General features: G+C 61.8%; 18 protein-coding genes. 10 read left to right on the top strand and 8 right to left on the bottom strand.

Features of this window, described 5'->3' with window-relative positions:
* Positions 1-9 precede the first annotated feature (9 nt).
* From P3T25_RS24140 to P3T25_RS24125, 4 genes are all read right to left on the bottom strand, one after another.
* On the bottom strand, positions 10-999 hold the full coding sequence (locus P3T25_RS24140; RefSeq protein ID WP_429359105.1) for a carbohydrate ABC transporter permease: 990 nt from the start codon (positions 997-999) through the stop codon (positions 10-12).
* A gap of 116 nt (positions 1,000-1,115) precedes the next feature.
* Positions 1,116-2,369 carry an ABC transporter substrate-binding protein gene (locus P3T25_RS24135; RefSeq protein WP_429359104.1) on the bottom strand — a complete coding sequence of 418 codons (1,254 nt, stop codon included), beginning with the start codon at positions 2,367-2,369 and terminating at the stop codon, positions 1,116-1,118.
* A gap of 74 nt (positions 2,370-2,443) precedes the next feature.
* Positions 2,444-4,438, bottom strand: coding sequence for a beta-galactosidase (locus P3T25_RS24130; protein ID WP_429359103.1), 1,995 nt, complete (start codon positions 4,436-4,438; stop codon positions 2,444-2,446).
* Positions 4,439-4,449: 11 nt separating this feature from the next.
* Positions 4,450-5,607 carry an ABC transporter ATP-binding protein gene (locus P3T25_RS24125; protein WP_429359102.1) on the bottom strand — a complete coding sequence of 386 codons (1,158 nt, stop codon included), beginning with the start codon at positions 5,605-5,607 and terminating at the stop codon, positions 4,450-4,452.
* Between the two features lie 194 nt (positions 5,608-5,801).
* Between P3T25_RS24125 and P3T25_RS24120 the strand changes: the two genes are divergently transcribed.
* Both P3T25_RS24120 and P3T25_RS24115 read left to right on the top strand, forming a co-directional pair.
* Positions 5,802-6,836, top strand: coding sequence for a LacI family DNA-binding transcriptional regulator (locus P3T25_RS24120; RefSeq protein ID WP_429359101.1), 1,035 nt, complete (start codon positions 5,802-5,804; stop codon positions 6,834-6,836).
* Between the two features lie 252 nt (positions 6,837-7,088).
* Positions 7,089-7,853 (top strand): flagellar brake protein, encoded by a 765-nt coding sequence (locus P3T25_RS24115; protein WP_429359100.1) that lies wholly within the window; start codon positions 7,089-7,091, stop codon positions 7,851-7,853.
* 83 nt (positions 7,854-7,936) lie between these two features.
* On the opposite strand, the gene P3T25_RS24110 is transcribed toward P3T25_RS24115, so the two are convergent.
* The gene (locus tag P3T25_RS24110) at positions 7,937-8,503 is read right to left on the bottom strand and encodes an ureidoglycolate lyase (RefSeq protein ID WP_429359099.1); all 567 of its coding nucleotides are present in this window, start codon (positions 8,501-8,503) and stop codon (positions 7,937-7,939) included.
* 48 nt (positions 8,504-8,551) lie between these two features.
* Complete coding sequence (locus P3T25_RS24105) at positions 8,552-9,496, bottom strand: LysR family transcriptional regulator (RefSeq protein ID WP_154558517.1); 945 nt, start codon at positions 9,494-9,496, stop codon at positions 8,552-8,554.
* Positions 9,497-9,795: 299 nt separating this feature from the next.
* Between P3T25_RS24105 and P3T25_RS24100 the strand changes: the two genes are divergently transcribed.
* From P3T25_RS24100 to P3T25_RS24080, 5 genes are all read left to right on the top strand, one after another.
* Positions 9,796-10,953, top strand: coding sequence for a branched-chain amino acid ABC transporter substrate-binding protein (locus P3T25_RS24100; protein WP_429359098.1), 1,158 nt, complete (start codon positions 9,796-9,798; stop codon positions 10,951-10,953).
* 434 nt (positions 10,954-11,387) lie between these two features.
* Complete coding sequence (locus P3T25_RS24095; protein ID WP_429359097.1) at positions 11,388-12,392, top strand: sugar ABC transporter substrate-binding protein; 1,005 nt, start codon at positions 11,388-11,390, stop codon at positions 12,390-12,392.
* Positions 12,393-12,553: 161 nt separating this feature from the next.
* Complete coding sequence (locus P3T25_RS24090; RefSeq protein ID WP_171927394.1) at positions 12,554-13,540, top strand: ABC transporter permease; 987 nt, start codon at positions 12,554-12,556, stop codon at positions 13,538-13,540.
* A gap of 19 nt (positions 13,541-13,559) precedes the next feature.
* Entirely contained in the window at positions 13,560-14,357 is a 798-nt protein-coding gene (locus tag P3T25_RS24085) for an ATP-binding cassette domain-containing protein (RefSeq protein WP_054039035.1), read from the top strand.
* A gap of 30 nt (positions 14,358-14,387) precedes the next feature.
* A complete protein-coding gene (locus tag P3T25_RS24080) occupies positions 14,388-15,614 on the top strand; it encodes an ROK family transcriptional regulator (protein WP_429359096.1) in 1,227 nt (408 codons plus the stop codon).
* A 10-nt stretch (positions 15,615-15,624) separates the two neighbouring features.
* On the opposite strand, the gene P3T25_RS24075 is transcribed toward P3T25_RS24080, so the two are convergent.
* Positions 15,625-18,705: a transglycosylase domain-containing protein gene (locus tag P3T25_RS24075; protein WP_429359095.1), complete on the bottom strand. Its 3,081-nt coding sequence runs from the start codon at positions 18,703-18,705 to the stop codon at positions 15,625-15,627.
* Positions 18,706-18,884: 179 nt separating this feature from the next.
* Positions 18,885-19,868, bottom strand: a complete 984-nt coding sequence (locus P3T25_RS24070; RefSeq protein ID WP_429359094.1) for a LysR family transcriptional regulator — start codon at positions 19,866-19,868, stop codon at positions 18,885-18,887.
* A 164-nt stretch (positions 19,869-20,032) separates the two neighbouring features.
* Between P3T25_RS24070 and P3T25_RS24065 the strand changes: the two genes are divergently transcribed.
* From P3T25_RS24065 to P3T25_RS24055, 3 genes are all read left to right on the top strand, one after another.
* Positions 20,033-20,965, top strand: coding sequence for a dihydrodipicolinate synthase family protein (locus P3T25_RS24065; RefSeq protein ID WP_154558523.1), 933 nt, complete (start codon positions 20,033-20,035; stop codon positions 20,963-20,965).
* A gap of 188 nt (positions 20,966-21,153) precedes the next feature.
* Positions 21,154-21,723, top strand: a complete 570-nt coding sequence (locus P3T25_RS24060; RefSeq protein WP_097396066.1) for an RNA polymerase sigma factor — start codon at positions 21,154-21,156, stop codon at positions 21,721-21,723.
* On the top strand, positions 21,723-22,517 hold the full coding sequence (locus P3T25_RS24055; RefSeq protein ID WP_429359093.1) for an anti-sigma factor: 795 nt from the start codon (positions 21,723-21,725) through the stop codon (positions 22,515-22,517). Before P3T25_RS24060 ends, P3T25_RS24055 begins: the two co-directional genes overlap by 1 nt.

The following is a 22,517-nucleotide window of genomic DNA, read 5'->3' as shown; positions in this document are numbered from 1 at the left end:
ATCGGCTCCTTATTGCTCGGTGCGCAGCATGCGGCGCAGGTGATAAACGATGTACACCAGCATGATGGCGAACAGCACGACCGCCACCGCCGCGGAATAGCCGATGCGGTAGTACTTGATTGCCTGGTCGTACATGTAGTACGCGAGCACGGTCGAACTTTCGAACGGTCCGCCGCTCGTCATCACCGAAATCAGATCGAAGCTGCGCAACGCGCCGATCACCGTGACGACGATCGCCATGAACGTGGTCGGCCGCAATTGCGGCAGGATCACGTGCCACAGCATCGACCAGCCGCGCGCGCCCTCCATGCGCGCCGCCTCGATCTGCTCGGCGTTCAGCGACGTCAGACCGGTTAGATAAAGAATCATGCAATACGCGGTTTGCGGCCATAGCGCGGCGAACACGATCCCGAGGGTCGCGTAACGCGGGTCGCCGAGTACCGGCACGCCGTGCCCGAGAATCACCGCGAGCAAGCCGAAGGTCGGGTCGTAGAACCACGAAAAGATCAAGCCGACCACCACGCCCGACAACACGAACGGCGCAAAGAACAGCGATTTGACAATGCGGATGCCGGCCACGGCCTGGTTCAGATAGAGCGCGACGGCGAGCCCCATCGGCGGCGCAAGCAGGAACAGCAGCAGCCAGATGAGATTATTCTTCAGCGCCGTGTAGAACGTCGGCGTATGGAACAACTCGATATAGTTTGCGAGGCCGACGAAAGATGGGTCGGTCATCCCATCCCAGTTGAAAAAACTCAGGCGCACTGTCGAGATGATCGGCCACACGACGTAGATCGCCACCATCACGCAGGCCGGCGCGAGAAATAGGAAAGCGGCTCGCCGCTGCCGGCCCGCGGTCGGCGAAGGACGGCGCCGGCGCGCCGCGCCAGGCGGCCCGCCGCGCAATGCACCGCCCGAAGCCGATGCGGGCAAGCCCGGACCGCCCGGTTCGGCAGGACCGCCGACAGTGTGACGGGTGACGGAATGCGACACGATCATTCTCCTGTCGACCAGAATTGGTGCAAAGCACGTACCCTGGTCTCATGCAACATAGTTGCCAATCTGATTCAACGAGTAGCGGCCCAGACCAAGGCCCAAGCCCGGGCCACCACCGCTCACTTCTTATAGATCCGCTTACGCGTCTGCTCGAGTTGCGCGAGCACGTCGTCGAGCTTCGACGGATCGGAGATGAATTGCTGCATCCCCTTCATCCCTTCATCGGCCATTTCCTTCGTCATGTCGCGATCGTAGAACTGCGCAATGCCGCCCTTCGTATTCGCGAGAATCTGGAAGCCAATCTTCGAAATCGGATCCTCAGGTTCCGGCGATTTGCTGTTCGCCGACAAGGAGCCGAGACCGGTCGCCAGCTTCGCGCCATTTTCCGGCGTCTGGACGAACGCCAGGAAGGCATGCGCATCCGCCTTGTTCTTCGCCTTCGACGGAATATGCAGCGATTCGACTGGACCGTCTTCGGCGGTCGGCACGTTTGCGTCGATGATCGGGAACTGGAAGTAGCCCATTTCCGGCTTGACGTTCGGCGGGAAGCCACCGGTGATGAAGGTGCCCATCAGCATCATCGCGGCCTTGCCCTGGAACAGGAACGGCTGCACCGCATCCAGATCGTAGGAAAGCGAATTGTCGATGAAATAGCCGGCGTCGATCAGTTGCTTCCACGTCGTGTAGACCTTCTTCACCCGCGGATCGGTATACGCGATGTCGCCCGCCATCAGTTTCTGATGGAACGCGTTGCCGTTCAGGCGCAGGTCGAGATAATCGAACCAGCCGGCGAGCGTCCATGAATCACGGCCAGCCACGGCAATCGGCGTAATGCCCGCCGCTTTCAGCTTCTTGCAGTCGTCGAGAAACTGGTCCCACGTTTTCGGTTCACCGGCAATGCCGACCTTCTGGAACAGGTCCTTGCGATAGAACATACCCCACGAGTAATACACAGTTGGGGCGGCGTACTGCTTGCCCTTATACGACGACGCTTCCTTCGTCGACGCATACATGTCGTTCCAGCCATTCTTCGCCCAGTCGCCGCTCAGATCGTCGAACAGGCCGCGCTGCGCGTAATACGCCATCCGCTCGCCGTCATGCCAGTTGACGATATCGGGCGCGACGGTGGAGAGCCAACCGGGCAACTGAACTTTGTACGCTTCTTCATCGACGAACGACACTTTCACGTCGGTACCGGGATGCGTTTTCTTGAAGTCGTCGATGATCGACTGCCAGACTGCCCGTTGACTCGCGCCCTTGAACGCGATGTTGACCGCGAGCGTGCCGGCCTGCGCCGTGCTGACGACGGACACGCCTGCGGCGGCCGCAGCCAGCGCGAGTGCCAGCAGAATCTTGCGAGGTTTCAGTGCCATGTTGCTGTCTCCTTTATGCCTTGATTTTGCGTCGTTGTTGTTACTGCATGGAATCCTTCGTTCAGCGCTATCGATCAGTTGCCCGATCGATAGACGGCCACACCCTGCGGTTCGATGGCGCGTGAGCCGATCACGAAAGCGTCGTCGGCGACATCGGCAAGCGTGTGCGTCTGATCGCCGTAGTTCAACACGTAGGTCAGCGCGCCACGGCGGCTGAAACGGACGGTGTCGCCGAGCGATATCGTTTCGACGCCCGCTTCTTCGGCGATCTGCTTCAGAAGGCGAACGGTAAGCGCATCGTCGAACAGGCTCGCGAGGTAATGAAACGCGCCGCTTTTCACGTAAGCAGGATGGCCGTCAGCGAAACGGGCACGCACGTCGAGCGAATCCACTGTATCGCTGTCGCTGTCGATGAAATCGCGCCAGTGGCGCGCAACGCCGTCCTCTGCGGTCGCTTCCTGGTTATCCACGAGCAGCACAGCTTCGGTCACATTCGGCCGCATCGATTCGACTCGCCACACACGCAGCGGCAATACAGAAGCGAGCGCGCCCGGCGGCAGATTCGCCGGAATCTGCACGTCTGCCGTCTTCGAACCGGTGCGGGGACCCAGCACGACTTGCGCGCCCGAGCTCGCCAGCCGGGCGGCAAAATCCGCAGGCACAACCGGCAGCGGCGGCACGACGATCAAACGATAGCCGTCGAGGGCTGCATCGACCGGCACGATATCGACATCCAGTCCAAGCGAGCGCAGCGCCGAGTAATACTCGAACGCGAAGCGCGGATAGTGAAAGTCCGCGCCCTGCGGATGAATCTCGAAGAGCCACTTCGCTTCGTAGTCGTAGACGAGCGCAACCTTCGAGCGGATCGCAGCGTTGGCGTCGGCGTTCGCGGCGAGCACCGCGCGAATCTCGTCGGCAACCTGCGCCGCTTCGTTGCCGCCCACATCGAGCCGGTTGTCGGGCGTATTCAAACCCGCATGCATCTGCTCCTGCGCAAACGGCGCCTGGCGCCAACGGAAATACGACACGCAGCCCGCGCCGTGCGCGAACGCCTCCCAACTCCATAGCCGCACCATGCCGGGCAGCGGCGCCGGATTCCACTGTGCCCAGTTCACAGGACCGGGCTGCTGCTCCATCACCCAGAACGGCAGCTTCGACATACCGCGGTACACGTCATGATTGAACGAGGCGAAGTCGGGATGCCCGCTGCGCAACCAGCGCGCTTTCACGTCCGGCGCAAACCACTGCTCTTCGAGCGCGCCGAGCGGATAGCTGTCCCACGCGGCAATGTCGAGATCGGCCGCCACCTTGTAGTGATCGAACTCGGTAAAGAGCTGCATGAAGTTGTGCGCGACCGGCCGTCCCGGCGAATGCGCGCGAATGATCTCGACCTGCATGCGGTTGTAGCGCGCCACTTCGTCGGAGGCGAAGCGCCGGTAATCGAGCCGGTGCGACGGATGCGCTTCGGTGACGGTCGCCACCGGCGCGTCGATCTCGTCGAAGCTGCGGTACTCCATGCTCCAGAACACCGTCCCCCACGCACGGTTCAGCGCATCGATCGTTTGATAGCGCGCCTTGAGCCACTCGCGAAAGCGCCCCACTGCAGCCGGCGAATAGCTGACCACCGTGTGATGACAACCGAATTCGTTATCGGTCTGCCAGTAGGCAACGGCCGGATGCTTGCCGTAACGCTCGGCAACCGCCGTGCAGATTCGCTGCGATGCTGTGAAATACGAAGGCGAGGAGAAATCGTAATGACGGCGTGAGCCGAAAGCGCGCGGACGGCCGTCCGCACCGATCGGCAGAATGTCCGGATGACGGTCGATCAGCCACTTGGGCGGCGTCGCGGTGGGCGTGCACATGACGACCTGCAGACCGGCCGCGCCGAGTACATCGACCGCGCGATCGAGCCAGCCCCAGTCGTACTCGCCAGGCGTTGGCTCCATCCGGCTCCACGCAAATTCGGCGATTCGCACCTGCTCGATGCCAAGCGCTTTCATCCGGCGAGCGTCGTCTTCCCACATCGACTCCGGCCAGTGTTCCGGGTAATAACAGACTCCAAGGCGCATCTGAATGTCCTCTATGCGTAGTGTTCGACGGATTCGAGCGAAGCGGCGGCAAAGCCGTCTTCGGTAAACAAATGGCAGGCGCGGCTGGGTACGCGCAAGCTCGCGCGGTCGCCCGGCGCGAGGCGTGTGTCGCCGGGCGCCTTGGCGATCAGCGTGGCGCCGCCGGGCTGATCGAGGTGGACGTAGCTGTGCTCGCCGAGTTGTTCGACGAGGGATACGGTGCGGCTCAGAACGGCGTCCTGCGGGTTTTCAGAAGCAGCCGCGTCGATGAATTCCAGGTGTTCGGGGCGCACGCCGAGCGTGACGGGTTGCGCCGCCTGGAGTCCTTCGCCGCTGACGGGCACGCGCACGTTTTCGTCAGTGTGATCGAGCGTAACAACCACGCCCTGCGGATCGACCGACGCCACCCGCCCCGGCAAAAAATTCATCCGCGGTGAACCGATGAAACCGGCTACGAACCGGCTCTTCGGCCGGTGATACAACTCGAGCGGCGCGCCGATCTGCGCGATGCTGCCGTAGCGCTCTGTGTCCTTACCCGCATGCAGCAGCACGATTTTGTCGGCGAGCGTCATCGCTTCGATCTGGTCGTGCGTGACATACACCACGCTGGCTTTGGCGAACTGCTTATGCAGTCGCGCGATTTCGATGCGGGTCTGGCCGCGCAGCGTCGCGTCGAGATTAGAGAGCGGTTCGTCGAACAGAAACACGCCCGGCTCGCGCACGATGGCCCGGCCAATCGCCACACGTTGCCGCTGACCGCCGGACAGTGCTTTGGGCCGGCGCTCGAGCAGCGCTTCAAGTTGAAGGATGCGCGCGGCTTCTCGCACCTTGCGGTCGATTTCGTCCTTGGGGGTTTTGGCCAGTTTGAGGCCGAAGGCCATGTTCTCGAACACGGTCATATGCGGAAACAGCGCATAGCTCTGGAACACCATCGCCACACCGCGCTGCGCGGCCGGGACGTCGTTGACGAGACGGCCGGCAATCGACAGGTCGCCGTCGGTCACGTCTTCGAGGCCGGCAATCATCCGCAGCAAGGTGGATTTGCCGCAGCCGGACGGACCGAGAAACACGCAGAACTCATTCTCGCCGATCTCCAGATCGACATCGCGGATCACCAGCGCGCCGTCGCCATACGCCTTCTGCACGCCTCTCAACGAAATGCTCGCCATCGCATCGACTCCGTGATTTAATCGGCTCGACGTCGGAGATTAAGCGCTTAATCAGCAGGGCCAAAAAAAATCGATCGCTACCGATCGCTGGGGCCTTACCTGTCTCCGATATCGTTTTGTCTGTGCGGCAAATGGTGCCGCGCCTTGGGCTTTGATGCAAATGTCGGACACCCATCCCAAATATTGAAAATGCTATGACAACCCTTAGCGAAGTCGCGCGTCACGCCGGCGTCACCCCTGCCACGGTGTCGAACGTGCTGCGCAATCGCGGCCGGGTCGGCGCGAGCACCCGGCAGCGGGTGCTGGACGCCGTCGACGCGCTCGGCTACCGCCCGCATCTGGCCGCCCGCGCGCTCGCCGAGGGCCGCGCGCCGACGCTGGCGTTGATGGTGTCGAGCATTGCCAATCCGTTCTATCCGGAGTTCGCGCTCGCGGTCGAACACGCGGCGCGCAGCAGCGGCCACTTCGTGATCATCTGCAATACGAACGAAGATCCCCTGGCAGGCCGGGCCTATCTTGACCAGATCGCAGGGACGCTTTCCGAAGGCGTGCTCGTCACCAATGCGAACCTGGACTTTGCAGACCTTCATACGACCGAATCGCGCGGCACGCCCGTGGTGCTGTGCATGTGGGAGCGGCCGAATGAACCGCCGGGGCTGCCATGTGTAGCGGTCGATTTTCGTCTGGCAGGCGAATTGGCCGGCGCGCATCTGCTGGCGCTCGGCCATCGGCGGATCGGCGCGATTGTCGGCAGCAAGGCCTCGGGCATTCACGCAGCGCGTTACGAAGGTTTTGTCGATGCGCTGCATGCGGCCAGCGCGCCGAAAGGACGGGTCAAGCATGCCCCCGATACGATACAAGGCGGCTACGCCGCGGCGCGGGCGCTGCTGGAAGCCGATCCGAAACTCACCGCGATCTTCGCGACCAACGATCTGCCGGCGCTCGGCGCGATGCACGCCGCCGCCGATCTTGGCCTGAACGTGCCGGGTGATCTGTCCGTGATCGGCATTACCGATATTCAACTGGCACGCGAATCGCGGCCCGCGTTGACGACAGTCGCCGTGCCGACTGTCGAAGTCGCCGACCTGGCGGTGTCGCTGCTGCGCGAGTTGATTGAATCGTCGTATGGGCAAGCAGGTCGTCAACCAGCGGCAAGCGTGCCGATGCGAATTTCCTCGGCGCCGAAGCTGGTTGTGCGTGCGTCGACGGGGGCGCCGCGCCCGAGGTAACGTGGCCGTAACAACATCGAGGACGTTACGTAGCGAACCCTGACTACGGCCGCCCTCACCTCTCAGGCCACCGTCCGCAAACGCCCGTATCAAGCGGTTCCACGGCAAAAATACCGTTTCAATCAGTCCATCCATGCAGTTGGCACGGTCCCTGCAATAAAGCAGGAAAAGGCCGAGCGCCGGCATGACTCACATGCCGCCTGCGCTCCCCCAACCGGCCAGGCCAGGGCCATAACAAGCATGGATACTCAAATGACTGCCGATCTTCTGCTGGACGCCGATCTCGCCGAACAACCCACCAACGCAGACTCGACCTTCGCGCAGCGCCATCCCTTGCAAATCGCAGTCTGCCTGCGCAAGCTGATGGCCGGACAGGACTTCGTGACGGTGGAATTCAACGGCCGCCAGATCGTTACGCAAGTACTTGATGTCGATTCGCGCAATGCCCGCTTTATCTTCGACGCCGGCGGTACGCAACTGGACAATTACGCGCTGCCGTCTGCGCGCCAGTTGATCTTTCGCAGTTTGCCGGGTGGCATCCGCACGGAGTTCACGACGCTCCACGCAGACCCGATCATGTTCGAAGGACGCCCGGCTTTCGAGGCAGCCTTCCCTTCGCTCCTGTACTACGTTCAACGCCGCGAATTCTTCCGCGTGCAAACGCCCGTGCTGGATCCGTACATCGCTAGCGGGCCGTATGTGGACGGCGGTTCGTTCCGGCTGGAACTGCAAGATCTGTCATTGGGCGGCGTGGCGTTGAAAACCGCCGATGCGCGTTTCGGCGCGCTGGAAAGCGGCACCGTATTGCGCGACGTCACGCTGCAACTCGGCAGCTTCGGCACGCTGCGGCTTGATCTGGAAATTGTCGCGCCACGGCAATTGACTACGCCGAAGGGCGACCTGCGCTTCGTGATCGGCTGCAAGTTCGTACAGACGCCGGGACTGGCCGAGCGAACCTTGCAGCGTATCGTTACGCAACTCGAAACGAAGCGTCAAAGGCTCACGCCGCGCGGGTGAGTTCCTTCCGGTAAGCCCCTTCAGGCACGAACCGCGTTGGAATCGCGCCGGGTTCCAAACCAGATTGCTGAACCTCGGCACCTTCACTGACGCGTCGACGCCTGTATGAGACCGGGCGCGCCGACAAGCTGGTACGGCGGAATCTGCCGAATCGCGCTTTCACCCGCAGGAGCGCCTGTGAGCAGATGGACTGCAAGGTCGAACGTCGTCGAGCGGCGCGTAAGCATGAGGCAGGTCACTTCGTTCTGCAATGCACGCGTGGCGTGCCAGCAGCGCGGCCGCATGCAGATCCCCTCCCCGACGGGCACCTTGAAAGCTGCCAATGATTCAAGGTTAGGGTGCCCGTCCGGTGTACTCGTCGCGACAATCTGAACGAGAGGTCCGGTTAGCGGCACCACGGCCTGCTCAGTGAGCCAATGCGCTTCGAGCTTCATCACCTCAGCTTCGCAATCGCGGTATCTGACCCACAGAATCTCAGGATCTCCGGACAGTCCGGCATCGAACAGATGCTCACGCCAGAAATCGGAAGACGGGCTCGCAAACGAAGGCGCAGCGCTATCCGCCGGAAACGGCTTGCCTAACATCCATCCATAGGGTTCGAAAGCGCCGGCAGTAAGCGGTTGAATGGTCAGAGGCGTGGCAGTCGGCATCTCGGTTCAGGTCTTTGATAATCTTAGAAAAACATCACGGGGTGCCACTCAATGAGGCGGCAGCGCTTCGTCGGTGTCTGGAAAGAGCGCGATATCCGGACCGTTCTCCAGGCTGAACTCTCGCATGACCTTTTGCGCCAGATGCGTGATCGACTCGCACAGCAAACTGTCCGGACTGCGCCGGAAGGATGCGAAAAGCGGGAGTTCCGGGACTCGATGCGTCACTTTCAGCAGTTGCAGATGACCGGACTCCAGCTCGCGGGTCACGAAAGCTGTCGGCAGAACCGCAATACCGAAACCGTCGAGTACGAGCCTGATAATCGCCGCGACCGAAGACACGCAGTTGATTTGCACGCGAGGCTCGCCGGCCGCTGCAAACAGGCCGGCTACAAAAACATGCGGCGACGAATGACGGGCAAAGCTCACAATCGGAAAGCTCGCCAGTTCAGCTTCCGATAGTGCTTCAGCCGACAGATTCAGCGACGGACTCGCCACCCATCGCATCGGCAATGCGCCGAGCGAAACATTTTCCGCGTCGGCACCTGCGACCGCCGTGCTCAAAAAAGCGATATCCACGTTGCCATTGACCAGTTGCACGGACAGATTCGTCGAGGTGTCGCAGGTCAGCTCAATCGTCAGGTTCGGATATTCGTCCCGCACTCGCCGCAGTAACTCGGGAAGCCACGTATGCACGACGGACTCCATCACGCCGACCCGCAACAACCCGCTCACATGCGAGCGGTCGCTTACGCTTGCGAGCATGTCGTTCGTGAGTTTCAGAATCTGCTCAGCGAAGGCCAGCGCTTTGGTCCCTTCCTGGGTCAGCTTGACGTCGCGCGGTCCCCGATCGAATAGACGCACGCCGAATTCCTGCTCGAGCGCAGATATCCGACTGGAAATTGCGGCCTGTGTCGCGTGCAAGCGCTCCGCTGTCAGGCGGAAATTGCGCAGCTTTGCAAGCCATACAAACGTTTCTAGAAAACGGACATTCATCGGACACCTTGAACAGTCGACGGACGCACAACCAGGTTCCACGTATTGCGTCCGCGCTAACGGACCGCTTAAGTGCATTGGCAGAGTTTAGCGCCGCAAAATCAGGCCCGTGACAACAAAAACTGGCCACCTGGGCCAACTTTCTGTTGTGACCGCGACGGCTCAACGCACAAGAGGCGGCCTATCGGGAAAGCCCTGGGGGCAATCAGATTTATCTATCGCCGGTCAATAAAATAAGTCGTTGGACGGAGGAATTTGGCGTTCGAATACTCATTGAACCGAAAACCAAGGAGCCGCCCATGTCACCCTCGTACAGTAAATTGAACCGGACGCTGCAAACGACCGCCGCTGCGCTGCTGCTGAGCGCAGGCAGCGCGAGCTTCGCCGCGGAGCCGGCCGTGATCCTGATTGGTCATGCCGCGCCCTTGACAGGGCAGCTCGCGCATATGGGCAAGGACAGCGAAAATGCGGCGCGGCTCGCAATCGACGAGATCAACAGCCAGCATCCGGTGATCGACGGCAAGGCGGTCCGTCTGCAACTCGACGCTCAGGACGACGCTGCCGACCCACGCACAGGGACTCAAGTTGCCCAGAAGCTCGTTGACGATGGTGTGGTAGCCGTAGTCGGCGATATCAACTCTGGGGTTTCGATCCCGGCATCGAAGATCTACAGCGAAGCCAGTCTGGTGCAGATCTCGCAAGGCTCGACCAATCCCACCTATACGCTGCAGGGATTCAAAACGGCCTTCCGCGTCGTCGCGACCGACGCACTGCAAGGTCCGGCACTGGCTCGCTACGCAATCGACTCAATGCACGCGAAGCGAATTGCAATCGTGGACGACTCAACCGCATACGGCCAGGGTCTCGCGCAAGAATTTGAAAAAGCGGCAACAGCACGAGGCGCCGTTATCGTGACCCACGAAGCGACAACCGACAAAGCTGTCGACTTCCGGGCGATTCTGACGAAGATCAAAGGTCTGAAACCCGACGCAATCATGTATGGCGGCTCGGACGCAACGGCCGGCCCGCTGGCAAAACAGGCGGCTAACCTCGGCATCACCGCCAAGGTGCTGGGGGGTGACGGTGCCTGCACGGATAACATGACGCAACTTGCCGGCAGCGCAATTGGCAACGTGACGTGTTCAGAAGCCGGACTTGCCTTGTCAAAAATGCCAAAGGGTCAAGACTTCGACAAGCGATACGTGGCGCGCTTCAGAACACCGATAAACGCCTACGCCCCGTTCACGTACGACGCCGTCTACGTTATTTACGACGCAATGAAGCGGGCGAACTCGACCGACCGATCGAAAATTCTCGCAGCGATGCCTGCCACCAGCTATGACGGCGTGATCGGACACATTGCGTTTGACCCGCACGGCGACCTGCGGGACGCCGCGATCACGATCTACCAGTTCAAGGACAACAAGAAGACCGTGATGGATGTCATCAGAATGTGATCCGGCTGAAAGGGACGGACATTGCGTACATGGCGTTACGCTCAGCCACCACTGATTACCCTTCGCGACGGCAGCCCATCCCGTCGCGAAAGGTCACTTAATACTTCAATTCGCTTACAAGCGAGCCAGGACTTTCCCGAAGTTCCGGTGCTCGACCTTGCATCGCACCATCCCCGCAAAGCCCCGTCACGTAAGGCTCGCCACCCTGTCGGCCGCTTCAGCGCGTCGACGTCCTCTCCGATCGTTTCCTTGACTAGCGTCCCCACGCCTGCTCTACTAAATCAACCAAAGTGATTTAAGTGGTCGATTTCGAACAGCCTCGGAATCGCATCAGGTTCGAAACCAGATCGCAAACAGGCAGCAAGCGCGCAGCGTTCGCGTGTGCAATCGCCCGCAGTTCACAACGTCGTTGCCAATAACCGGAGGAGCGTCCCATGAATCTGAATTCCCGCAGGCATCCTGTAGCCAGGAAAATCGTATCGATGTGCGTCGCGGCATCGGCCGTGTGGTGTGTGAGCGCGAGCCAGGCGGCTGATCAGCCTGTCGTCGGCCTCATCACCAAGACCGACACCAATCCGTTCTTCGTGAAGATGAAACAGGGCGCCGAAGCAGCGGCATCGAAAGACGGCGCCAAGTTGCTCACCGCCGCCGGCAAGTTCGACGGCGATAACGCGAGCCAGGTCACCGCCATCGAAAACATGATGACGGCCGGCGCGAAAGCGATTCTGATCACGCCGAGCGACACCAAGGCAATCGTGCCGAGCATCAAGAAAGCGCGCGCCGCCGGTGTGATGGTGGTCGCGCTCGACACGCCGACCGATCCGCAAGATGCCACGGACGCCCTCTTCGCCACCGACAATTTCAAAGCCGGCGTGCTGATCGGCAAGTACGCGAAAGCCGCCATGAACGGCAAGCCCGCGAAGATCGCCACGCTCGACCTCGCTCCCGGCGTCTCGGTCGGCGTGCTGCGTCATAACGGCTTCCTGGAAGGCTTCGGCGTGAAGGAAGGCGATCCGTCGATCGTTTGCAGTCAGGACACCCGCGGCGATCAGTCGAAGGGCCAGACGGCGATGGAAAACTGCCTGCAGAAATCGCCGGATATCAACGTGGTCTACACGATCAACGAACCGGCGGCAGCGGGTGCGTATCGCGCGCTCAAGGCAGCGGGCAAGGACAAGAGCGTGATGATCGTTTCCATCGACGGCGGCTGCGAAGGCGTACGTAATGTGAAGGCCGGTGAGATTGCCGCGACCTCGCAGCAGTATCCGCTGAAGATGGCCTCGCTCGGCGTGACGGCGGGTGTCGAGTATGCGAAGACCGGCAAGAAGGTCTCCGGCTATCAGGACACGGGCGTGACGCTGGTCACCGACAAGGCGATGCCCGGCGTCGACAGCAAGGATACAAAGTACGGCCTCGACAACTGCTGGGGCAACAAGTAACACGCACTGAACAGCGGCCCACTTTGCTGGGCCGCTCACGGATTGCCAGCCATTGAACCGCCGACCGCGGGATACCCCGCGGATCGCCGCCCGCCAGATGGCCGGCCTCCGAATTTACCACGTGGCCTGCCCGCCACGTTTATGCATCGAGGACACCTATCATGTCGACACCTTCCGCGCCCGCCGGCCACCCGCGCACCTTCACCGACCGTTTGCCGTCGCTCGCTGAAATCGGACCGCTGATCGCCCTGCTGCTGGCCTGCGGCTTCTTCATTTCGCAGAGCAACCGGTTCCTGTCGTTCCAGAACCTCTCGCTGATCCTGCAGCAGACGATGGTGGTCGCCGTCATCGCCATCGGCCAGACGCTGATCGTGCTGACAGGCGGGATCGATCTGTCGTGCGGGATGGTGATGGCGTTCGGCTCGATCATCATGACCAAATTCGCGGTCACGCTCGGCGTGCCGCCCGTTCTCGCGATTCTGTGCGGCATCGCCGCGAGCGCGTTGTTCGGCGCGCTCAATGGCGTGCTGATCACGCGGATCAAACTGCCTGCCTTCATCGTCACGCTCGGTACGCTGAACATCGCATTCGCGCTCACGCAGATCTATTCGAACGCGGAAAGCGTCTCGAACCTGCCGGACGCGATCATGTTCCTCGGCAACACGTTCAAACTCGGCCCCGCCGATGTCACCTACGGCACAGTGCTGACGTTGCTGATGTATGGGGCGACGTGGTTCGTCTTGCGCGACACCGTGCCCGGCCGGCATCTGTACGCGCTCGGCAATAACCCCGAAGCCGCGCGCCTGATGGGCCTCTCGTCGCAGAAGATCTTGCTCACGGTGTATTCGCTGGCCGGTGCGATCTACGGTATTGCCGCGCTGTTGTCGGTATCGCGCACCGGCGTCGGCGATCCGCAGGCGGGGCAAACCGAGAACCTCGACAGTATTACGGCGGTGGTGCTGGGTGGCACGAGTCTGTTCGGCGGACGTGGCTCGATTAGCGGAACCCTGCTCGGCGCGCTGATCGTCGGCGTATTTCGTAATGGCCTGACGCTAATCGGTGTCTCTTCGGTCTACCAGGTGTTGATCACCGGCATGCTGGTGATTCTCGCGGTCGCCGCGGACAAACTTTCCCATCGTCGCGGTTGAACGCCCAAAGGAACCTGTCATGTCGACACCTACTTCCGCTTCTGCCGTGATGCCCGTTCTGCAGGCGCGCGGACTTGTCAAACGCTACGGCAACGTCACCGCGCTCGACGGCTGCGATTTCGAAGTGCTGCCCGGCGAGATTCTCGCTGTGATCGGCGACAACGGCGCGGGCAAATCGTCGTTGATCAAGGCGCTTTCCGGCGCCACCATCCCCGATGAAGGCGAAATCCTGCTCGACGGCAAGCCGGTCAAATTCCGCAGCCCTCTGGATGCGCGCGCTCAAGGCATCGAAACCGTGTACCAGGAACTCGCGGTGGCGCCCGCCATGAGCATCGCCGAAAACCTGTTTCTCGCCCGCGAGCTCGTCAAGCCGGGCTGGCGCGGTTCGATCTTCAAGATGATCGACAAGCGCCGCATGCTCGACGAAGCCACCGCGCACATGAAGGATTTGCAGATCGGCATCCGCTCGATGCGCCAGGCGGTCGAAACCTTATCCGGCGGCCAGCGTCAAGGCGTGGCTGTCGCGCGCAGCGCGGCGTTCGCACGGCATGTGGTGATTCTCGACGAGCCCACCGCCGCACTTGGCGTCAAGGAGGGCAACATGGTGCTCGAATTGATCCGGCGCGTGCGCGATCGCGGCCTGCCGGTGATCCTGATCAGCCACAACATGCCGCACGTGTTCGAAGTCGCGGATCGTATTCATATCCAGCGGCTCGGCAGGCGTGCCGCGGTGGTCAACACCAAAGACATCCACATGTCGGAGGCCGTGGCGATCATGACGGGCGCGAAGCAAGCGGACGTCAAGGCGATTGCATGATGCATGCATCCCGCTGAGGGGCACACGACGATGGAAACCACCGGTACACGTTCGCCTCTCAAACGCACGGTCGGCTCGAACCAGGTCGGCATGCGGCAGTTCAACGAACGGATCGTTCTACAGGCGATCCGTTTGCATGGGCCACTGCCGAAAGCCGACGTGGGCCGTCTCACGCGTCTGTCGATGCAGACCGTTTCGATGATCGTCGACCGTCTGATCGACGACGGCCTGCTCGAAAAGCAGGCGCGCGTGCGCGGTCGAATCGGTCAGCCTTCGGTGCCGATCGCACTGCGTGCGGACGGCGCGTACACCATCGGCATCAAGGTGGGCAGACGCAGTCTCGACGTGCTGGCGATGGATTTCGCGGGCCACGTGGTGTGCCGCGATGTATTCGACTATGCCTATCCCGATCCGCGCACGCTGTTCCCCGCGCTCGAAAGCAAACTGGCGCGCGTGAATCAGACGCTCGGCGCGAAGGCGAACAAAGTGGTTGGCGTGGGCGTGGCTGCGCCGTTGTGGCTCGGCGGCTGGCGCGACTTTCTCGGCGCCCCGCAGGACGCGCTGGAAGCGTGGCACGAGATCGACTTGCGCAGTCGCATCGCGACGATGACAGGCTTGCCCGTCGAGTTCGCCAAAGACACCACCGCGGCCTGCGCGGCCGAACTCGTGATGGGCCAGGGCCGCGGGATTCACAATTTTCTCTATTTGTTCGTCGGGACGTTTATCGGCGGCGGTCTGGTGATCGACGGCCGTTTGCATGCCGGACCACACGACAATGCGGGCGCAGTCGGCTCGATACCGCTGAGGGACGGCAGCGCGCGCAAACCCGCGCGGCAACTGCTGCACGCAGCATCGGGTTTCGTTCTGGAAAGGCTATTGAGCGATGCAGGCGTGCCGCCCGCCGCCGCGCACGACCATCGCGCGTTGTCGCCTGAACTGTGGCGGCAAACCGAACAATGGCTCGACACCGCGTGTCCTGCGATCGCCAATGCATTGACCAATGCGGCTGCCTTGCTCGACCTGGAAGCGGTGGTGATCGACGGCGAACTCGACCGGCAACTGGTCCGCGAAATCATCCGCCGAACCGAGCGCGTACTCGATCGCTTCGAATGGGAAGGCATGGTGCGTCCGCAACTACTGGAAGGCACCATCGGCGCCGATGCGCGGGCGATGGGCGGCGCAATTCTGCCGCTATACGCGCATTTCGCGCCCGTGCACGAGCTTTTCCTTAAGCCGGCGACGGACGCCGGCTATTAGGCGCCGTTGCTCATTGCGCGGCGACTTTCGCTATCGCAGCCGTTTTAGCAGGCGGATTTTGCAGCAACGGCTGCAGCGCCGGCGCCAACGACTTCAGCAACTGCACCGAGAGCGCACTCGTGAACTCGTAATGGGCCGCATACGGCTCATGCACGTAGGCGGTCAGCGTGCCGTAGAAGCGGTCTCCCATCACAAACACGAAGGTTGCGCTGCGGTTCACCTTGCGCGACTCGATCAGGCGTGCGCCTTTGGCCCACACATTGAAGCGCTGATCGCCAGTGCCGGTCTTGCCGTAAATTTCGAGTGTTTGACCATCGGGGAACGTCATGCCCTGCGCGAGACGCTTAGCCGTACCGCCCAATACGACATCACGCAACAGTCCCCTGACCACCCCGGCGATCTCCGGCGACAACTGCTGCTGCGGCGCCACCGCCGCGCGCTGGAAATGCGTTTCGTACGGCGTGTTTTTCGCGAAGTCGAGTTGCGTGAGGCTTTCGGTCGGCACCTTGTTGCCGTTGTTGGCAATCACGCCTATCAGTTGCGCGAGCGCAGCCGGCCGGTCGCCGGACGCACCGATCGCTGCCGCAAACGACGGCGTGAGCGTCGCGAACGGATAGCCGAGCGCCTGCCACGATTTACCGATCGCATCGTAGGCGCGCAGTTCGACCATCCGCTTGATGCGGCGATCCTGGGTGGCGTGATAGCGGGTCTTGAAGAGCCACGAATAAGTCGACAGGCGCACGTCGCGGCTCGCGTTCTGTATCTGGTCGAGCGTTGCGTCGGGATGGGCGCGCAGATAGTTGAGGGTCCACAGTTCCAGCGGATGCACGCTCGAAATGTAGCCACGATCGTTCAGATTGAAGCGGTCGATCCCATATTTGTCATACAGGTTCGCGAGATCCTCATCGTCCAGGATTGAGGCAGCCGGCGTGTTCTTCAGCGCCGCACGCATCTTCGCGTTGAACCACCCATTCGATTCGTCCGGCGCGACACTGCGCAACACCGTCGCTACTTTAGGCGGCGATTTACGCACGCCGAGCAGCAGCAAGGCCAGTTGCTGCTCGGGCGCCTTGCCGTGGTACTTCGTGTAGAAACGATTCATATACACGCGGCTTTCCTGATCGGCGAAACGCGTGAGATACATCTTGCGAATCGCCGGATCACCCAGCCATTGCGATGACGGTCCGGTGGTCTGCACCATCTCGTAGTGGACGATATCGCGCATCAGCCGCACGAACACCAGATTCACCGAATGCTGGAATGCGCGGTGCACGGTGAGAATGCGGCTGTTGTCGTCGGATTCGAAGTTGTTGAAGGTCTGCGCGCCGCCGCCCGTGTAAAACGTTTCACCCGGACTTGCCGAGTATTTGCGTTCCACGGCCGCGTCGAGCATGGCTTGCAGCGAGCGGTCCGAGGTATGCGCCAGATAGTCCAGCGCCCAGCGCGTGAGCTGATCGTTCGGATCGTGCTTCACGGCTTTCAGCTCCGTCGTGCTCAGCGGGGCATAACGCGCATGCAGATCGGAGACGATCTGCAAATACGTCACCACGGTACGCATTTTCGCGGTCGAACCGAGATTCAGCCGCGCGCCGGAATTGATGTCGAATGGCTGGTTCACGCTATCGGTTTGCACCCGCACCAGGTTCGCGCCGTCACGCCGTTCGAACAGCGTGAAGCTATAGGCGATTCTCGACGGGTCGTCGGAGGCGCGCAGCATTTCATAGCCGACGAGCCCCGCGGCCTTTGCACCGTCGCGCGTCGCGGCAGCGGCAAGACGTTCACTCACGGCCTGCTGCACGGCGTTGTTGAGCGTGCCCGTTGCCTGCAGATCCAGCCGGTCGAGTTCATAGAAACTCGGAATGCCGAGTGCCGTCAACAGGTGCGAACGCATCGACGTCACGGCCTTGCGCGACACGAACGAGTCGGCGTTCTGCGTTTTTTCCGCTACGCGGCGCAGATCCACTTGCGCGGACAGCGCGGCATCGCGCAGCGGGATCGAAATAACACCACCGGTCGCCAGCAAGCGCAGATAACTATCCGTCAGACGGTCAAGTTCGGCATAGCCGTGGTGCAGGAAATACGACGGTGCACGCTGCGCGATCATCAGCGAGAGCACCTGGCGAAACGCCACGCCCTGCTCCGCGAGATTCTCTTCTGCCGACGGCGCTTTGAGAATGCGGTTGACGTCGTTGAAATCGCGCCCGTACCAGGCGGCCAGACCGTCGCCGATGCCATTGATCTCACCAATACCCGGTTGCGCGGCAAGCGGCACCGAGTTGAGATAATGGACGACGATCTGCTGGCGCGCGGGCATGGTCTGCGGACCATTCAGATAGGCTCGTACCGAGGCGGAAGCGATTTGCCGCAATTTCTCCGGCGGCGTTGCCGTGCGCCCACCCGTCGAGTGGCGGAACTTCTCGATCTGCGTAGCGAGCGTGCTGCCGCCAGGCGTCGACTGATGCCGGTTGAACACGCGCGCGCCCTGGTCGACGAGCGCGTGGCTAAAGCGTCCCCAGTCGATCGCCGGATTACGGTTCGGCTGATCCGGATCGAGCAGATAGCGGTCTTCGATAAACAGCAGCGAATTGACGATCAGCGGCGGGATCGAATCGAAGCTGTCATAAATGCGGCCCGGATACTGTGCACCAAAGAGCGGCGTGCCAGTACCGTCGAAGAGTTGCAGCCCCGCCTGATCTTTTTCGGCGTAGGGAATAAATAGACCGCTATCGGCCAGCGACAGCATTCGCTCGGAATCGCGCGACTGTGCGCTGATTTCAAACCCGCGTTCGAGCAAGCGCTGCTGGAACGACGGCAGCAACGCGTAGCCGAGGCGGCTGTCGTAAGGGCCCTTGTCTGCTTGAGGGAACCGGATGGAATGACTTTGACCGTTCTCGACGGAAAAACCCACGTCGCGCGTGAGTTCGGAGAGATAGCGTGCCTGCAGTCGAGACGTTTCGATCTCGATCTGGACAAAGCGGGCCGCCAAAGCCAGCGCGAGCAGGAATGCCGCTGCCAGCCCCCATTTGAGCCACTTCCTGACAGGCGCCATGCCTGTCGCGCGAAGCGGTAACCGAATCAGTGGCCGATTCATGGCTGCTCTCCCCGAGCGTGCACCATTCTCTTGATTCTGGCGCACCTTCAATCAAGTGTAGCGCGGAACGCGAGTATGCAATCGGTTCGGATTTACCCCACAGTGTCGCCGCCGCAACACCTTCTCGCCGGGCATGGCAAAGCACTAACCGCCATGAGATATTGAAGGTCTTTCGCGCGTCAAAAGAAAGCCGATTCAGACTTTTTTTGTGCCGACGCCGCTTGCCCTTCCATCTGGTCCGTCCGTCCACGCAGTAACTCGATGAATTGCTCAGCCGGCGGCGACAGCACGCCGCCTTTGCGCGTCACAATACCGAAGGTTTGTGAAGGCGACTTCAGTTTGACCGGCACGAAGCGCAACATTTTCTGCCGCACGAACAACTCCGCGATCGCGGTCGGTAACAACGAAACCAGATCGGCACTGCTTTGCAGTAATGCGACTGTCACGAAAGTGGAGGCAGTCGAGATCGGGTTGTCTGGCATCTCAAGCCCCGCCAGATCCATCTCCCGTTCGAGCAACGCGTGCAAGGGCATATGCGACGGATACATCACCCAGCGGTGACCGGCCAGGTCACGCAGTTTCACTTCTTTCCTCGGCAATGGCGGATGGCCATAACCCACCACGACGGATAACGGCTCGTCCCCAAGCGGACGGTAGTGATATTTCGACGGATCGGCGGCAACCGCCGCACGGCCGATCACCAGATCGAGCCGGCCTTCGTCGAGTTGCAGGAGCATGCGCGCGCTGGTGTCTTCCATCACTTCGATCGACAGGCCCGGCTGCCCGGCATGCAGATCGTTCAGCGCCGGCACGACGCACTCGGGAATCGCGCCCATGATCGCGCCGATCGCGAGCCGCCCGCCGCGCCCCGAGCGTATCTCGGCGACGTCCTGGCAGAGCGCGGTAAGGTCCGTCGCCACGAGCCGCGCGTAGCGGATCACGCAGTGGCCAAGCTGGTTCGGAATCATGCCGCTCTTCGAGCGCTCGAAAAGCGGCGCCTCAAGCATCGACTCCAGCTCCTGTAACGCCTTGCTAGCGGCCGATTGCGTCATCGACATCGCGCCGGCGGCTTTGTGCAACGACTTATGGTCGTCGAGCGCGATCAGCAATTGCAACTGCTTCATGCGCAGTCTCGACAGCAGGACGTTCAGGGTGTCTTTCATGAATTGCCGGGCAGTCGCGGGGTGAGTCGCCAGGTGAGTCGCAAAAGCGATCACAAGATGGAAACAATTCAATATACCCGCCACGCACCCCGCCGTATAGTCAGCGACGGAGACATTCAAAGACCCACGCCTCATCACCTCACCTCGGCACAACGCACATCACCATGACCCATACCCACAACCCTGCTCCCATGCGCGGCGTGTTCCCCGTCGCGCCCACCATCTTCGACGAGGCCGGCGGTCTCGACCTGGAAGGCCAGAAACGCTGCATCGATTTCATGATCGACGCGGGCTCCAACGGCCTGTGCATTCTGGCGAACTTCTCCGAACAGTTCGCGCTGTCCGACGACGAGCGCAACACGCTGATGCACGTGGTGCTCGAACACGTCGCCGGCCGCGTGCCGGTGATCGTCACGACCACGCATTTCAGCTCGTACCAGTGCGCTGAACGCAGCCGCAGTGCGCAGGCTGCGGGCGCCGCGATGGTGATGATCATGCCGCCGTATCACGGCGCGACGATCCGCATCGGCGAGCGCGGCATCTATGAGTTCTATCGCACGGTGTCCGATGCAATCGGGATTCCGATCATGATCCAGGACGCGCCGGTCAGCGGTACGGCGTTATCCGCGCCGTTTCTTGCCCGCATGGCGCGTGAACTGCAGAACGTGTCGTACTTCAAGATCGAAGTGCCACAGGCTGCGAACAAGCTGCGCGAGTTGATCGAACTGGGCGGCGACGCCGTGGTAGGTCCATGGGACGGCGAAGAAGCGATCACGCTGATGGCCGATCTCGATGCGGGCGCAACCGGTTCGATGACCGGCGGCGGCTACGCGGACGGCATCCGCCTGATCGTCGACGCCTATGCAGCGGGCGACACCGAAGCGGCCGCCGCCCACTATCAGGAATGGCTGCCGCTCATCAACTATGAAAACCGCCAGGGTGGCCTCGCATCGTGCAAGGCCTTGATGAAAGAAGGCGGTGTGATTCGATCGGACGCAGTGCGCCATCCGCTACCGCCGATGCATCCGGCCACACGCGCAGGCTTGCTGAAAGTCGCACGGCGGCTCGATCCGCTGGTATTGCGCTGGGGCGTCTAAGGTCGATCCAAAGCTGTCCAAAGCAAAACAATAAGCGCCCAGGCGCAACCCTCGGACGCAATCCCCGGGTCCTGCATCCACATACGCGGCCATACGCCCGGCGGATGCAGCACACGGGGAAAAAACCACATATAAGGTCGGAAGGAAATTGAGTAACATAGGCCCGCAAGCTCACCACACCACTTTCCATGACCGCCGATCCTCGAGAACTGACGCCGGAAACCCTCGCCGAGTTGCTCGAACGCATTGCCAAAGAGGATGCTTCGGCACTACGCGAGCTATATGATCTCGCCGCTCCGAAACTGTTCGGTCTCGCGCTCCGTATATTGAGCAGGCACGAGTGGGCCGAAGAAGTATTGCAGGACAGCTTCGTCAACATCTGGCGCTTTGCGGGCGATTATCGGCGGGCCCTTTCCGCCCCCATGACGTGGATGTCGGCAATCGTCCGGAACCGTGCACTCGATCACCTGCGGCGGGTCAACAAGCAGGAAACCGAATGGAGCGATGCGTTGGACGATCTTGTGGCAACCGGCGATCCGGATCCCGAAGCGCTGACCGCGGTCAGCCTGCAGGCACGTCTGCTGGCCGGCTGTATGCAGCAACTGGAACCGGCGCAGCGTCAGGCGGTTGCTCTCGCCTACCTGCGTGACCAGAGCCATAGCGAGATCGCTGAAGCGCTGACGGTGCCGCTCGGCACCATAAAATCCTGGATCCGGCGCGGCCTTGCCAAGCTGAAGACCTGCCTGGGAGGTGAGTGATGAATCTCCATCGCTATCCTCAACTGGTCGATATGCTGGCCGCCGAGTACGCGCTCGGCACACTGCGTGGCGGCGCCCGGCGACGCTTCCAACGCTACGCGGATCACGATGTGGTGATTCGTCGGGCCATCGAAGAATGGCAGCGGCGGATCTCGCCGTTGGCCGAACTCGCGGAGCCGCGTATGCCGCCGGCCGCCGTCTGGGATGCCATCGAGCGGCGGCTCGGTCTGGCGTCGGCTCGTGAGGCTGCGCGTGAGGCGGCACGACCGCGCACCGTGGTCGAAAAACCCGCTCGTCCGTCCGGCAGCATCTTCGAGAACCTCGCGTTCTGGCGCGGCTGGGCGATCGGCGTAACAGGGTTCGCCGTAATCGCCGCGGTGGTTGCCATGCGTTCGCTGTTGCCGTCCGGCGTGACGCCATCCACGGCGCCGACCGTCGCGCAACAGCCGGAAGCGGCCGTCTCGCATGTCGCGGTGCTGAACGACAAGGACGCGCATCCGGTTATGCTGGTCGCGTGGGATGAAGCCCGCTCCACCATGACGCTGCATCCGCTCGGCAAAGTCGACCTGCCGGCCGGCCGGGCGATGGAGTTGTGGGGCATTCCGGCCAATGGCCATCCGGTGTCGCTCGGCATGCTGCCGGACAGCGCCAACGGCAAGGTTACGGCCGGTCAGCAGAAGCCGGAGAGCTACGCGGCGCTGGCGGTCTCCATAGAAGCGCCGGGCGGCTCGCCCGACCACAATGCACCGACGGGTCCGGTGGTGTTCAGCGGCAAGCTGCTGCCGCTGTCCTGA

The sequence above is a fragment of the Paraburkholderia sp. GAS32 genome (genome assembly GCF_050434225.1).
Lineage (GTDB): Bacteria > Pseudomonadota > Gammaproteobacteria > Burkholderiales > Burkholderiaceae > Paraburkholderia > Paraburkholderia madseniana.
The sequence above is the reverse complement of the archived record's forward strand: the minus strand, read 5'-3'. Positions and strand labels throughout refer to the sequence as shown.

Excerpts from the sequence above, each read along its gene's own strand:
- P3T25_RS24140 (WP_429359105.1), bottom strand. The coding sequence starts at position 999 with ATGATCGTGTCGCATTCCGTCACCCGTCACACTGTCGGCGGTCCTGCC.
- P3T25_RS24135 (WP_429359104.1), bottom strand. The coding sequence starts at position 2,369 with ATGGCACTGAAACCTCGCAAGATTCTGCTGGCACTCGCGCTGGCTGCG.
- P3T25_RS24130 (WP_429359103.1), bottom strand. The coding sequence starts at position 4,438 with ATGCGCCTTGGAGTCTGTTATTACCCGGAACACTGGCCGGAGTCGATG.
- P3T25_RS24125 (WP_429359102.1), bottom strand. The coding sequence starts at position 5,607 with ATGGCGAGCATTTCGTTGAGAGGCGTGCAGAAGGCGTATGGCGACGGC.
- P3T25_RS24120 (WP_429359101.1), top strand. The coding sequence starts at position 5,802 with ATGACAACCCTTAGCGAAGTCGCGCGTCACGCCGGCGTCACCCCTGCC.
- P3T25_RS24115 (WP_429359100.1), top strand. The coding sequence starts at position 7,089 with ATGACTGCCGATCTTCTGCTGGACGCCGATCTCGCCGAACAACCCACC.
- P3T25_RS24110 (WP_429359099.1), bottom strand. The coding sequence starts at position 8,503 with ATGCCGACTGCCACGCCTCTGACCATTCAACCGCTTACTGCCGGCGCT.
- P3T25_RS24105 (WP_154558517.1), bottom strand. The coding sequence starts at position 9,496 with ATGAATGTCCGTTTTCTAGAAACGTTTGTATGGCTTGCAAAGCTGCGC.
- P3T25_RS24100 (WP_429359098.1), top strand. The coding sequence starts at position 9,796 with ATGTCACCCTCGTACAGTAAATTGAACCGGACGCTGCAAACGACCGCC.
- P3T25_RS24095 (WP_429359097.1), top strand. The coding sequence starts at position 11,388 with ATGAATCTGAATTCCCGCAGGCATCCTGTAGCCAGGAAAATCGTATCG.
- P3T25_RS24090 (WP_171927394.1), top strand. The coding sequence starts at position 12,554 with ATGTCGACACCTTCCGCGCCCGCCGGCCACCCGCGCACCTTCACCGAC.
- P3T25_RS24085 (WP_054039035.1), top strand. The coding sequence starts at position 13,560 with ATGTCGACACCTACTTCCGCTTCTGCCGTGATGCCCGTTCTGCAGGCG.
- P3T25_RS24080 (WP_429359096.1), top strand. The coding sequence starts at position 14,388 with ATGGAAACCACCGGTACACGTTCGCCTCTCAAACGCACGGTCGGCTCG.
- P3T25_RS24075 (WP_429359095.1), bottom strand. The coding sequence starts at position 18,705 with ATGAATCGGCCACTGATTCGGTTACCGCTTCGCGCGACAGGCATGGCG.
- P3T25_RS24070 (WP_429359094.1), bottom strand. The coding sequence starts at position 19,868 with ATGAAAGACACCCTGAACGTCCTGCTGTCGAGACTGCGCATGAAGCAG.
- P3T25_RS24065 (WP_154558523.1), top strand. The coding sequence starts at position 20,033 with ATGACCCATACCCACAACCCTGCTCCCATGCGCGGCGTGTTCCCCGTC.
- P3T25_RS24060 (WP_097396066.1), top strand. The coding sequence starts at position 21,154 with ATGACCGCCGATCCTCGAGAACTGACGCCGGAAACCCTCGCCGAGTTG.
- P3T25_RS24055 (WP_429359093.1), top strand. The coding sequence starts at position 21,723 with ATGAATCTCCATCGCTATCCTCAACTGGTCGATATGCTGGCCGCCGAG.